The following is a 13,120-nucleotide window of genomic DNA, read 5'->3' on the forward strand; positions in this document are numbered from 1 at the left end:
GTCGGCGTGTTTTTATTGTTGCGATTGCCGGTTGGCGTGCAATTGGCTGCTGCCCCTTTCGTGGTGATGTGCAAGGACAGACAAAACTTGCGCCGTGGTGCGTAGATTTGGTCTTCGCCCCATTCTTACCCAACGCAATCGATCATCACCGTTCTTCACTGGCTCAACATCCGTACTGCACGTAAACTGGCAGCGGAATCGATTCGTGGCGTATATTCAAGGCCAACATAGCCACTGTAAGCGTGTTCACGGAGAATCCCGAAAATGTGCTCGTAGTTGATCTCGCCAGTACCAGGCTCGTGCCGTCCTGGAACATCGGCCACATGGATGTGACCGATAAGATCGAGGTTTGCGAGAATGCGACGGGTCAGATTGCCTTCACTGATCTGCTGATGGTAGCAGTCGAATAACAACTTAACGTGCGGTTTCCCAAGCTCACGAATAATCGCGAACCCCTCATCAGATGACCAGAGAAAACTCCTCGGATGGTCGAGTGGGTTACGCGGTTCGAGCAGCAAGTTTAAACCGGCATCAGCCGCTGTTTCGGCAGCCTCGTGTAGCGCATCGATCAGACATGCCCGTTGGCTGGCATAATCCAGGTCTGCACGACTGATGCCACCGTGTACGATGATATTATCGCAGGCGAGATCAACTGCCAGGGCAGCGCTGCGCGTCACTTCTTCACGAAAGAGGGCGCGCTGATCGGGATCATTCGGTGAGGCTTCACTACCAAAGATGGCTACACAGTGCAAGCGTAATGCCGTTTGCAGGGCAATCGTGATATTCATATCCTTGCCCCGCCGCGTCCAGAATTCGTAGGCGCGGAAGCCCAGATCGGCAATATGTTCGAGGCGCTGCTCAAACGGGCGATCGGTGAAGATCATATCGAGACAGACTGAGAAGCGGAGCGGTGCGAGGGTCGACATCTTCAACCTCACTTTTCTGCACAAGTATCGCTATCGCGTAACCCGACCCGCGATAGCGACGTGAAGACGCACAGCGCTTGTAAGCGGTTGGCCGGTCAGGTTTCTCTGCAATGCACAGCTCTTATTATACTGTTGTCGGCGTATAACGATGTACGACATACGGTCATTTTTAGCCCGGCGCTCATTACCGTTCAAGCGCCACTTCACGAGCGTCTTCGCCGAACGATTTTGAGCAAGGTGGTGATTGCTGCTTCGAGCTGACTATCGCGTCCTGTGGCCCATTCACCCAGTGGCCGAGCAACATCAACATCAACCGGTCGTCCTCGTCCCTCTAAGTCTTCACCCTCCGGCGTAACCACATATAATCGAGGCAGGCTTAGCCATGCGCCATCGAGCAACTGAATCTCATACGTCCAGATGACTGCACCAGCAGTTGGGCGGCCTACTACTTTACCGAGCTTCAGCCGTCGGTAACTCTCGCTCAACATCTCGGTGTTGCTTGTCGAACGTTCGTTCGTCACTAGTACAGTTGGTCGGTCAAGCACGCGATTACCTGCCAGATGACTGGCGTCAGTCGTGCCAAGATCGCGAAAACCGCTACGCAGTGCCGAACGTCGCATCAGCACATCGAGAATGAACGTCGCTGTATGCCCACCTGTATTGTACCGCACGTCAATGATGACACCAGCCTTGCTGTGCGTTTCAGCGTCGAGATCGACCAAAAATTGCTGATAGGCGCGATAGCTCATCTCAGCAATATGGACGTAGCCGATCTGTCCTTTACTGAGCCGATGGACGTACTGCTCGTTGGTTAACACCCAATCGCGGTAACGCAATTCCTGGTATGCAGTTTGACCGATCGCACGAACAACGATTTCACGTTCGTTGCCGTCATTTGCACGCAATCTGATTCGTACCCGCCGACCGGCACTGCGCAAGAGGAGCTTATGGATAGAAATGGAACCATTCAGGTGTGTGCCATCAATCGCAATTAGCTCTTCACCGGGTTGCGGTGGTGCAGACGCCAGGGCTGCCGGGCCGTCGGGTAAGATACGCTCAACGATAAGCCTACCTTCACGCAGCAGTGGTTCGGCGGCAAACAGAATACCGATAAAGCCATCATCACTCTCACCACCGTAGAAGCCACTGCCCAGGTGTGAAGTCCGTAGTTCACCAACCATCAGGTTGATCAGCGTATGTAATTCTCCGGTCGTGTGTACCGCGCCAATCAGGGGGGAAAAGCGCTCACGAACCGCATACCAGTCTTGACCACGGAATGTCGGATCGTAGAAGCTATCGCGGAGTTCGCGCCAGGCCTCGATAAAGATTTGTTCTTTTTCGCGATGAAAATCAACCTCTACTTCAGCCCGTAATGAGAGCCGGTTTGGTTCATTCCCGCCGGGGAAGCGACGCACCACTACCTGCCCGTCTTCAAGATAGTAGAAGCTACGACCATCAGGGGCAAATTGTAGAAATCCCTTGCGCGTGTCGCTGGCAGTCAACTGGCGTGGCGGCTGATTGGCTCGAGGCTCATCGAGGGGGAGGGTCCAGACATCGACCTTGCCGGCTACTGACGCCAGAAATAACAGGTCTTTCCCATCGGGACTGATGGCTCCCGCCATCGCGTTCATTTGTGGTGGTGTGAGCAGGCGCAGACGACGATCAATCCCTTCAAAGACGATAGATGTGTTTGGCGGTTCGAGTGCTCTGGCATTGGTGGCAGATTGATCATCGGTTTTGGCCGGTTGCTCCTCCTTTTTCACAAACAACTGTTCAAAAGCCGTTTCGCGAAAAACCGGTTGTGGAGGACGGAGATCGACACGAGCGATCTGAGCTTCTAAACGATACTGTTCGGTAGTGAAGATGATGAAGCTACCATCTGGCGCCCAACACAGATTCCCGCCTTCCAGGTTACTGAGAAAGGTGATCTGACGTGGCTCGCCACCGCTTGCCGGCACTACATAGACATTGCTGAAGAGGCGGCTATCTTGCGCGACGAAGGCTAGATATTGTGAATCAGGTGACCAACAGAGATCGGCGGCCACGGCAAACCTTGCTCGACATACCTCACGTGGTGACTTGCCCTCAATATCGATGACCTCAATGACCATCTGATCGCGGATGTACGCAATGGCCTTCCCGTCAGGCGCAATTCGCGGTAACATTTTCGGTCGGCCATCGTGGGTAAGTTGCCATTCCTGACCGCTGCTGAAGTCGTAGCGAAACAGTTCAACTTCACCGTGACGGTCAGAAAGGTAAATTAAGCGCTGTGAGTCGGGTGTCCAGGCAACGCTCCGCTCGCGGGCTGGCGTGTTGGTAATGCGAAAAGCCGGTCCCTGCCGTAGATCGCGATCCGTCTCCTTATCGGCAAAATCGGCAAAGACATCACCACGGGCGACAAAGGCCAGCTTCTTACCATCAGGGCTGAGATGGACTTCGCTGTAGCCACTCGTCCAGCGCTCGATCCGCACCGGAGTACGTTTGCTATCGATCCGTACCCGGATAGGAATAGGCGCTGCTTCACCGCTCGACGGATCAATACGCCACAATTGCCCGTCACCTCGTTCGCAAACAATGGCACCGTTCCGGCGGGCAATGGTTGGGAAAAACAATCTGCCATCACGAAAGCAGGTAATCTGACGTGGCTCACCTTCGCCAAACGGAAGATACCAGAGATTCTCGTGCCCGTCATAATCGCAGACAATATACAATCCCTGTCCATCGGGCGCCCACAGCGGCCACCCCAGTTTGCCGGCATAGCGAAACCTCTGACCGTAAGGACCCGCATATTGACAGAGCGCTCGATAGTCGGGATAGGCTGGGCCTAACCAGACTTCATTGGGCGAAAAGGGGTGTGGACCACGTCGCCACCAGCGTTCACGCACGTTTACAAATGCCAGTTGCTGCCCATCTGGCGCGACAGCGACCTGATCGAGCTGTTCGTATGGTTCAAGATAGATTGGTGCCGGTGTCCCACCAGATATACCAACACGATAGATGCCATACCCCATCTGTTCAATATCACTGGTGAAATAGACTGCTTCACCGTCACTTGCCCAGTCCTGCGGGTAGCACGGTTCATCCTGGAAGGTAAGCTGTTGCGGTGCGCCACCTGCCAGATCAAGGACGTAAAGATCACCGGCACCATCACGTCCGGCCCCAAACAGCAGATGCTGCCCGTCAGGACTGAAGCGCGGCTGGTAATGGCGTGCTGGATGAGCGGTCAGACGTTCGGCAATTCCACCTTCGATTGAGACCAGCCAGACATCTCCAGCGGCGATGAAGGCAAGCTGTTGACCATCAGGATCGAGAGCCGGTTGGCGCAACAACACAGACGGTGTATTCACGGTTATTTCCTCGAAATACCCTCAATGCTGAACCGAATGCTCTTCCCAAACAAACGCACGGGCTAGTATGGAATCGATCAAGCCCGGAACCATCCGACTAATCCACAATGCCAGGCGATCACTCCAGCTCACATATACCATTCGTGGCTCAGTGCGGGCAGCACGGAGAATGGTGCGCGCCACTGCTTCTGGTGGTACTCCAGGCGGTGCAATTCGTCGTCGTTCACGGCCATGTCCTAGCCTTCGCTGATTAAACGCAGTGCGGGTAGTACCAGGACGTACTACCGTAACGGTGATACCGCTTCCGTGTAGCTCGATCCGGAGCGCGTTACTGATCTGTTCAAGTGCAGCTTTGGCCGCTGCATAACCACCCAGAAAAGGTAATGGCTGTGCTGCTAGTACTGAAGAAACGTTAATAATCTGACCGCGACCGGCAGTACGCATCAGTGGTACTGTGGCCTGAATTAACCAGATCGGCCCCAGCAGATCAACCGCCAATACCCGCTCGAGATCGGCGCGAGCCAGATGAGTGATTGGGCCGGTCAATCCGATTCCGGCGTTATTGATCAAGATGTCAACTCGTCCAAACGCTTCAACAGCACGTTCAACCAGATGGGCACAAGCTACCGGATCGGTGACATCAGTTGGCACAGCTATTGCTCGTGGCAAGCCGGCTGCTACCTGCTCTAACGCCTCGTGCGAACGAGCCGCCAGCACCAGATGGGCACCGGCCTCTGCAAAACAACGCGCCGTCGCCGCACCAATCCCACTTGAAGCGCCGGTAATAATGACTACTCGATCACGCGGATCCACGTTGTTCACCTCTGTATTGCAGCAACATCTCCTCCGCTGCCTATCCTTCTCCCCGATCTCGCAAGTGCTTGCAGATACCGGCTTTGATGGTCTGACCCGGCACCTCATGCCCTAACATGCGCTCAAGTTCACGGGCGGTTGCCATCAGGGCCGGCAAATTCAGCCCAGTTGCAATCCCCATCTCGTGGAGCAGATGGGTCACGTCTTCCGTGCAAAGATTGCCGGGTGCGCCAGGGGCAAACGGACAACCACCGATACCGCCGATGCTCGAATCGAACATATCTACACCTAATTGTAATGCGGCCAGTAGATTAGCCAGTCCGGCGCCACGCGCACTGTGCAGATGCAGACGTAACGGCTGGCGTGGAAAGCGTTCGCGAAAGGCGCGCACCACTGCTTGTACCAGGAGTGGATGTGCCATTCCGGTGGTGTCGCCCAACGTTAACTGCTCGGCTCCCAGATCGAGCAACCGCTGGCACAGATCCATGACCCGCTCAATTGGTACATCGCCTTCAAATGGACAGCCAAACGCTACCGACAGAACGGCATCGAACGGCTTACCCGCAGCGTGGACGAGTGTTGCCATCTCGGCCACCTGTATCAGCGACTGTTCGATACTCATATTCACATTGCTTCGATTATGGCTCTCGCTGGCGCTAAGAAATACCTGAACAACATCTGCACCAGCGGCAATTGCCCGTCGCGCCCCGACAACATTTGGTGCGATTGCACTGTATACGACCCCCGGTCGTCGTTCGATACCGGCAAATACAGCTTCGGTATCGGCCATCTGGGGAACATTCTGAGGCCGCACAAAAGCTCCCACTTCAATTGCCCGTAGCCCGGTGGCAGCGAGCAGATCGATTAGTTTTATCTTCTGAGTTGTGCTGAGAATGACCGGCTCATTCTGCAACCCATCACGCGGCCCCACTTCACGAATATGCACGAAGTTGGGAAGTGTGGCAATCTCCATTGTGGTCATCATTGACCTCCCTGGTATCTCATGGTAATGGTCGGCGCGCTACCGGGAATCCAAAACGGCAGCATGAACTCTTGGGATGCAACGGTACTATTTGACAGTATGGTAGAGATTTGCGTTCCTTCTGTCAAATGGTTGCAATGAAACGCATTAGTAACTCCATTGTAACCTACTATTCTACCCTGACAACAGACCCGCATGAGATGTGCGGTGCAACGATGGGAAGACAGCGCATAACGCTGAATGGAGGATCCAATGGACTGGTCGAAGCAAGTAAACGACATGATCAAGATGTGGACGGGCACGCAGCAGAAGGTGTGGGAAAGCTGGATGGCCTCAATGCAATACATGGCATCTCCGCAGAGTCCGGAGGCATGGCAGAAGACGGTTGATAGCTGGCGCGGAACGGTGAAGCAGACCCTTGAGGCGCAGGTTGAGCTAACCCGGATGTGGGCCGAGGCAGTGGCGGCGAATAGTGTCAATATGCCGACGATGCCCTCTGTGCCAGGTGTACCGACCATCCCCGGTCTCAATCCGATGACACCAACCTCGCTGGTGGAATGGAGCCGACAAGTGCTGGAGATGACGCGCAACTTTACCGAGAGCCAGAGCCGGTTTATTGAGGGATGGTTCGAGATGCTTAAGAAGTCAGATCCGACGACCATCGCTCGTGGTTGGGATACGACTCAGATGCAAAAGGTGATGCAGAGCTGGCAAGAGGCAATGCAGCGAGTGATCGAGGCCCAGGCCGAACTCGGTAAGGTGTTGATGGGTGTGGTCAACAGCACGGTTGAAAAGAAGTAAGGGCGCGCTTCTTAACGCACCCTGTGTATTCTCCTCTTGCGTTCCAGGTGTCTGCCCTCTGGTCAGTATACCTGGAACGCAATCCTTTTACGCCTCACTAACGCCGTACCAGGCCGCAAAGTGGTGTACCGGGCCGTGTCCGTTCCCCAAACCAGGAGCATGGCGCAGCGCAGTGGTAATATAATCCTTTGCCTGTTGAACCGCTTCAGGTACTGTCAGCCCCTTTGCCAGGCCGGCAGCAATCGCTGAAGCGAACGTACAGCCAGTGCCGTGCGTATGCCTGGTTTCGATCCGTGGCGCGGTGAAGTACTGATACTGTGCGCCGTCGAAGAGGACATCAACACTGTCACCTTGCAGATGTCCACCTTTCACCAGTACCCAACGCGGCCCCATCGCATGAATCATCTGTGCTGCCTGTTCCATCTCCGTCACTGTCGTGATCGCAAGTCCGGTCAGGGCACGCGCCTCTGGAATATTCGGCGTTACTATCGTTGCCAGCGGAAACAAGAGCGAGATCAACGCCTGTTGAGCCTCTGGCCGTAACAAGGGATCACCACTCTTCGCCATCATGACCGGATCAACAACTAGATGCGGCCAGTGGTAAGTACGGGCCTTTTCAGCGACAACGGCAATAATGTCGGCGTTAGCCAACATCCCAGTTTTTACAGCGTCAACGCCGATGTCGGTTACCACCGAGTCAATCTGCTGACCAACAAACGCCGCTGGCAGTTCAATCACTCCTTGGACACCGACCGTATTTTGGGCAGTGACGGCTGTCAACGCGCTCATTCCGTACACACCCAGAGCGGCAAACGCCTTCAGATCGGCCTGGATCCCGGCGCCACCGCCAGAATCAGAACCGGCAATTGTTAAACAGCGTGGTAACGTCATAGTATCTGCTCCTGAACTGCTGATACAATCGAAATCAGTTGGCGGGTAGCAGCAGTAACATCTGCTGCCGCCACCACTGCCGAAACCACCGCAATACCATTGACACCCGTGCGTATGACTTCAGCAGCATTTGTCTGGTTGATGCCACCAATGGCGACAATCGGGATCGATATCTGCCGCCGAATGGTTGTCAGGCCATCGATGCCTATCGGTGGGGCAGCATCGGGCTTAGTCGGCGTCGCAAAGACTGGTCCCACACCGAGGTAATCGGCGCCATCTTGTACTGCCTGTACCGCTTCGCTCAGGCTGTGCGCCGAAACACCTAACAACCGGTCGCCGATCAATTTGCGGGCAAGCGCCACCGGCATATCGTCCTGACCAATATGTACACCATCAGCATCAACTGCGAGCGCCACATCTACCCGATCATTGACAATGAAGGGTACGCCGGTACGATAGGTCAGTTCACGCAGTTCTTGTGCCTCGGTGACCATCTGCCGGGTGGAAACATGTTTCGCCCGATATTGCACGACAGTCGCGCCACCGCGGATCGCTGCCTCGATCACCTCTCGATGTGAACGACCACGGGCTAGGCCAGCATCGGTTATCACGTAGAGCCGCCAGTCAACTGTTCTTGCCGTGCTCATCACGGTTTCCTTTCCAGGGGTGGGTCTGAAACACTCCTCTTTCAGACCAGAGGCGTATTGTTCAGACACGCTCTCAATCAGGCTAGGACGCTACGCTCTCACTCTGTTCCCAATGTCACTCGTGCGCCTGTCCGAATCTGGTCGGCTGAAAGGTGGTATATTGCATCGTAGAACGCCACTTTGAAACTGGCTGGCCCACGTGCGGCTGGAGCCGCGATTTCGGCTGCCAACCCAAAACAGGCAAGTGCGGCTGCTGCGGCCAACGGATAATCACGTTCGACCGCGGCAAATGCGGCAATCACCGTTGTTGCTGAACAGCCGGTGCCGGTGAGCGTTTTAAGCCATTCGTGACCATTATCGACCATAAACACTCGTGTCCCATCGGTGACGATGTCGCGCCGACCGGTTACCGCCACCACGGTTTGGTACTGGCGGACCAATGCCTGGGCGGCAGCAAGTGGGTTATCAACCTCAACAACGGTCTCAACACCCTTTACCACGCCACCCATCCCGGCTAATGCGCCAATCTCACCCGAATTGCCACGCACAATTGAAATCTGTAGCTCTTCGAGTAAGCGGCGATTACTCGTTGTGCGCAACGTAGTGGCGCCGGCGCCGACCGGATCGAGCACAATGGGAATGCCCAGCTCGTTGGCGCGCCGCCCTGCAATCAACATCGCTTCGATCCAATCAGGCGACAACGTACCCACGTTGAGCACGAGCGCTCCAGCAGCCGTTACCATCTCGGCAACTTCTGCCCGATCATGCGCCATCACTGGCAACCCGCCGATGTGCAGGGTCACATTCGCGGTGTCGTTCATCACCACAAAATTCGTGATGTGGTGAATGAGGGGACGCTGCTGGCGTACCTGCTCACGTAATACGGCAATCCGTTCATTGAGTGTCATGCGTACCTCCTTGCGCCAGCAGACGGACGGCAACGATTGAAGGGGTAAAAAAACCGCCCTGCCACCGCAGGACGGATACACTAATCGCAGATCGTACATCTGCACCGTTTGCTCCTCCCTCCGCTGGCATAACCCAGATCAGGTTCAGAGGGTCGGTGTCGGTAGCGTAACGCTGGAGACACCCTCTCAGCCCGGTTCACCCAGGCTCCCCTGGCATAGATTTAATGATACCACGACCACGTATTCCCTGCAAGCCATTCGCATTTCTCTAGCGCTCCGGTTGCAGTAGGGAGAGGGGAATGGAGTATTTACGAACTATTCGCCGCGTATGAAGCGCTGCGCAGCTTCCCGTACCAACAAGCATCTACGGCCAGACCCTGTTTCATCGCCGATCTAGTTCGTCATTGTAGCGGGTTAGACCCTAAAATACGCTTCTGAAGAACGGCTACCTAACGCAGGCTGGATGCCCACGCTCCTAGCGAGTTTCCCACTGCCCCTCTCGCAGGAAGATACGGCAGCCAACGCCTTCCCGTCATAGCTCCACTTCACGCAGGCCAGATGCCTGCACTTTCGAGGCGGCTGGTAATTCGAAGCTGTGCATGCTGAAACTCCTGTTTTCCTGCCCGCAACGTTTGACGAACCTCGTACAGACTGGTATAATGCCGCATTGACGTAGCATCGCTCTGGGGCGATGTTATCTTGTTGTCAAAAAGTTGGAAAGTCAGGTTGTGGTGACAGTAAGCAACCATAACTATCCTGCTTGTCGCGTCTGTCACCCTTTGCAAGACGAAGGAGTCGCGCCATTAGAGACCGGTTTCGCATCAATAATCGTATTCGTGCTCGTGAAGTGCGTCTCATTGACGAGAATGGCACGCAGGTAGGGATTGTTCCGCTTCGCGAGGCACTGGCGATGGCTGAAGAACGCGGGTACGATCTCGTTGAAGTCGCGCCAAATGCAGTCCCACCTGTATGTCGTTTGCTTGATTATGGCAAATTTCGCTACGAGCAGAGCAAGAAAGAGCGTGAAGCGCGTCGTAATCAAAAACAGTCGGAACTCAAACAAATTCGGCTCATGCCAAAGACTGACGATCACGATGTTGCAGTAAAAGCGAATCAGGCGCGGCGCTTCTTATTGGCCGGCGACAAAGTGAAATTCAACTTGCGCTTTCGTGGTCGTGAAATGGCTCATCCCGAAATTGGGCGGCAGATGCTCGATCAGATTGCTGAGCAGTTGAGTGATATTGCCGTCATCGAACAGAAACCGCTCATGGAGGGCCGTGTCTTGTCAATGTTGCTGGCGCCAACGGCAAAAGTGTTGAAAGCAGCTCAACAGGCGCAAAAGGCAGCCGCTCAGCGCGCTGCACAGAGCGGGACAACCAGCACGAAACCTGATGCGGCTGCGGCGGCACCGGTAGCCGAAGAAGAAGTCGTTGCGGAAGAAGAACTCGTCGAGGATAGTAGCGCAGAAGTCGAGGAGATCGAGGATACTGAAGCAGATGAAGATTTCTTCGACGAAGATTACGACGACGAGGAAGACGATTTCGACGAAGAAGAGGAAGCAGAACGGGGACGCCGAAGACGACGATAACTGATGCAATACCGGTCGGTGTTACGCCATCCGGTGGCACTAGAGGAGCTGTTCAATGCCTAAGATGAAAATGAAGACGCACAAAGGCGCGAAAAAGCGCTTTAAGGTAACAGCGTCGGGTAAGTTTCTTCAACAGCGTGGTGTGCGTGGAAACAAGCGTAACCGACCCAGCCGTTCGCAACGCGCCTGGGGGAAGGGGCATCCGGTTTCCCCTGCTAACCGTCGCTTGTTGCAGAGAGCACTGCCTTACGGGTTAGAGTAGGCTCGGCACGGAAGTACTGTGTCAGGTCATTATTATTCGCGCAGGAATATCTTTAGTTGATCGCGGGTGAAGTTCAGGGTTTGGTTTGCCACCCCCTGACCTATCCGTTAAAGGAGAAAAATTATGACTCGTGTCAAGCGTGGCATAATGGTGCGTAAGCGCCACAAGAAACTGTTAGCTCAGGCCAAAGGGTATCGCGGTGCGCGCAGTCGCCATTACAAGGTGGCGCACGAGGCGGTGATGCACGCACTTGCTGATGCGTATCGTGACCGACGTCGACGTAAGCGTGATTTTCGCCGTCTGTGGATTATTCGTATCAATGCAGCGGCCCGCCTTCACGGTACAACCTATAGCCGCCTAATGAATAGCCTGAAGAAAGCGAACATTGTGATTGACCGCAAGATGTTGGCCGATCTTGCGGTACGCGATCCGCAAGCTTTTGCTCGGATCGTTGCCCAGGCGCAATCGGCTGCTGTTGCGTGAACCGATCACTGTTCCCTGCCGGTGTGATCTCTAGTTCTGCAAACCAGCATGTGAAGTGGCTCCGCTTGCTCGCCGAATCGGCACGTCATCGGCGAAGCGAGCGGAGTTTCGTTATCGAAGGGGTTCGTCTCGTTAGCGATGCGCTGTCGTCCGGAGCTGAGTTGCGCCTTGCGCTGTACGCTCCTGAACAACTGTCATCCACTCCTGCCGGTACGGCGCTGTTGAATCGTCTGCGTCAGTTACCAAACTGCTATCCGGCAACTCCTGCCGCTGTTGCTGCCGCTGCCGATACTGAACAGCCCCAGGGAGTTGTGGCGGCTGTGCGCTGGCCTGAATTGTCACCGCGACCCGGTCTGCGCCTTGTTTTAGATGCTATCCAAGACCCTGGCAATGTGGGAACCCTTCTCCGTTCGGCTGCTGCTGCTGGAGTTGGTCTCGTTATCTGTGCTCCTGGAACTGTCGATCCCTTCAATCCAAAAGTGGCTCGTGCAGCAATGGGTGCACACTTTCTGTTGCCCCTGCGAATATGGTCGTGGGAAATGGTAAGTACCGAGCTGCGTTCGTTGACCGTCTATGCGGCTGATAGCACGGGTAAACAGCCTTACTACGCGGTGGATTGGCGTCAACCCGCAGCACTAATTATCGGCAATGAAGCTCACGGTTTGAGTTCATCCGCTCGTGCTCTGGCCCAGCACTTGATTGCCATTCCAATGGTTGGTTCGATTGAGTCGCTCAACGCTGGTGTAGCCGGAAGCATCATTTTGTTTGAAGCGCTTCGGCAACGTATGGTTAAGCATTAGGAGCGGCTTCTCAATCTGTTCACACCGCAGGTGATACACTGCCTACCGTCACCCTTCTTTCCTACAACAACCGGCTGTCGAGCAAATGCCCCATACGAAGCTGCTTGGTGAGTAGGTAGCTAGCGCTATAGGTCGTTGCCGGAACTTGCAGCGGTACTCGTTCAAGCACATGAATCCCGTGCTGTTCGAGACTGGTCATTTTGGCAGGATTGTTAGTAAGCAGACGCACGCTGGTGATGCCGAGATCACGTAGGATGGCGGCAGCGATGCTGTAATCGCGCATATCATCGGGAAATCCCAGCGCACGATTGGCCTCGACTGTATCGAGTCCTTGTTGCTGAAGCGCGTAAGCGCGAATCTTGTTCACCAACCCGATCCCACGTCCCTCTTGTCTGAGATACAGTAACACGCCGCGTCCTTCTTGCTGAATGGCAGTCAGTGCGGCAGCTAGTTGCTCGCCACAATCGCAGCGGTGTGAGCCAAAGATGTCGCCGGTAAGACATTCAGAGTGAAGACGGGTGAGGACTGGGTCTGAGTTGTCAATTTGGCCGCAGAACAGGGCAACTTGTTCTTTTTGTTCAGCATCGAGGTAAACTGCGATCTGAAAATGACCAAATCTGGTTGGCAAATCTGCCATCGCTGCACGGGTAATTGGAGTGAGAGTTGTCATAG

Annotated in this window: 13 protein-coding genes and 1 riboswitch; of the genes, 5 read left to right on the top strand and 8 right to left on the bottom strand. The window is 54.9% G+C overall.

Going from position 1 to position 13,120, the window contains the following annotated elements; genetic code table 11:
- Window positions 1–155 precede the first annotated feature (155 nt).
- From QTO31_RS06275 to QTO31_RS06290, 4 genes are all read right to left on the bottom strand, one after another.
- The gene (locus QTO31_RS06275) at window positions 156–926 is read right to left on the bottom strand and encodes a hydroxypyruvate isomerase family protein (protein ID WP_301428459.1); all 771 of its coding nucleotides are present in this window, start codon (window positions 924–926) and stop codon (window positions 156–158) included.
- Window positions 927–1,129: 203 nt separating this feature from the next.
- Entirely contained in the window at window positions 1,130–4,273 is a 3,144-nt protein-coding gene (locus QTO31_RS06280) for a S41 family peptidase (protein WP_301428460.1), read from the bottom strand.
- Window positions 4,274–4,294: 21 nt separating this feature from the next.
- Entirely contained in the window at window positions 4,295–5,086 is a 792-nt protein-coding gene (locus QTO31_RS06285; RefSeq protein ID WP_301428461.1) for an SDR family NAD(P)-dependent oxidoreductase, read from the bottom strand.
- 40 nt (window positions 5,087–5,126) lie between these two features.
- Window positions 5,127–6,068, bottom strand: coding sequence for a hydroxymethylglutaryl-CoA lyase (locus QTO31_RS06290; protein ID WP_031457799.1), 942 nt, complete (start codon window positions 6,066–6,068; stop codon window positions 5,127–5,129).
- A gap of 252 nt (window positions 6,069–6,320) precedes the next feature.
- Here QTO31_RS06290 and QTO31_RS06295 point away from each other — a divergent pair, with 252 nt between their 5' ends.
- A complete protein-coding gene (locus QTO31_RS06295) occupies window positions 6,321–6,869 on the top strand; it encodes a hypothetical protein (RefSeq protein WP_301428462.1) in 549 nt (182 codons plus the stop codon).
- Window positions 6,870–6,956: 87 nt separating this feature from the next.
- Here QTO31_RS06295 and thiD read toward each other — a convergent pair whose 3' ends face one another.
- The 3 genes from thiD to thiM form a co-directional block, all read right to left on the bottom strand.
- Window positions 6,957–7,760 carry a bifunctional hydroxymethylpyrimidine kinase/phosphomethylpyrimidine kinase gene (gene thiD, locus QTO31_RS06300; RefSeq protein WP_301428463.1) on the bottom strand — a complete coding sequence of 268 codons (804 nt, stop codon included), beginning with the start codon at window positions 7,758–7,760 and terminating at the stop codon, window positions 6,957–6,959.
- Window positions 7,757–8,407, bottom strand: coding sequence for a thiamine phosphate synthase (thiE, locus tag QTO31_RS06305; protein WP_301428464.1), 651 nt, complete (start codon window positions 8,405–8,407; stop codon window positions 7,757–7,759). Before thiE ends, thiD begins: the two co-directional genes overlap by 4 nt.
- A 98-nt stretch (window positions 8,408–8,505) precedes the next feature.
- Window positions 8,506–9,315 carry a hydroxyethylthiazole kinase gene (thiM, locus tag QTO31_RS06310; RefSeq protein ID WP_301428465.1) on the bottom strand — a complete coding sequence of 270 codons (810 nt, stop codon included), beginning with the start codon at window positions 9,313–9,315 and terminating at the stop codon, window positions 8,506–8,508.
- A 98-nt stretch (window positions 9,316–9,413) separates the two neighbouring features.
- A riboswitch (TPP riboswitch) is annotated at window positions 9,414–9,537 on the bottom strand.
- Between the two features lie 625 nt (window positions 9,538–10,162).
- Between thiM and infC the strand changes: the two genes are divergently transcribed.
- The 4 genes from infC to QTO31_RS06330 all read left to right on the top strand — a co-directional run bounded on the left by infC (window position 10,163) and on the right by QTO31_RS06330 (window position 12,448).
- Entirely contained in the window at window positions 10,163–10,903 is a 741-nt protein-coding gene (gene infC / locus QTO31_RS19250) for a translation initiation factor IF-3 (protein WP_411278387.1), read from the top strand.
- A 55-nt stretch (window positions 10,904–10,958) separates the two neighbouring features.
- Window positions 10,959–11,165 carry a 50S ribosomal protein L35 gene (locus QTO31_RS06320; RefSeq protein ID WP_031457806.1) on the top strand — a complete coding sequence of 69 codons (207 nt, stop codon included), beginning with the start codon at window positions 10,959–10,961 and terminating at the stop codon, window positions 11,163–11,165.
- Between the two features lie 123 nt (window positions 11,166–11,288).
- Window positions 11,289–11,648: a 50S ribosomal protein L20 gene (rplT, locus tag QTO31_RS06325; protein ID WP_031457807.1), complete on the top strand. Its 360-nt coding sequence runs from the start codon at window positions 11,289–11,291 to the stop codon at window positions 11,646–11,648.
- A 50-nt stretch (window positions 11,649–11,698) separates the two neighbouring features.
- Window positions 11,699–12,448 (top strand): TrmH family RNA methyltransferase, encoded by a 750-nt coding sequence (locus QTO31_RS06330; protein WP_301428466.1) that lies wholly within the window; start codon window positions 11,699–11,701, stop codon window positions 12,446–12,448.
- Window positions 12,449–12,509: 61 nt separating this feature from the next.
- Here QTO31_RS06330 and ribA read toward each other — a convergent pair whose 3' ends face one another.
- Window positions 12,510–13,118, bottom strand: a complete 609-nt coding sequence (ribA, locus tag QTO31_RS06335; RefSeq protein WP_031457809.1) for a GTP cyclohydrolase II — start codon at window positions 13,116–13,118, stop codon at window positions 12,510–12,512.
- Window positions 13,119–13,120 lie beyond the last annotated feature (2 nt).

Source organism: Chloroflexus sp. MS-CIW-1, assembly GCF_030444705.1.
GTDB lineage: Bacteria > Chloroflexota > Chloroflexia > Chloroflexales > Chloroflexaceae > Chloroflexus.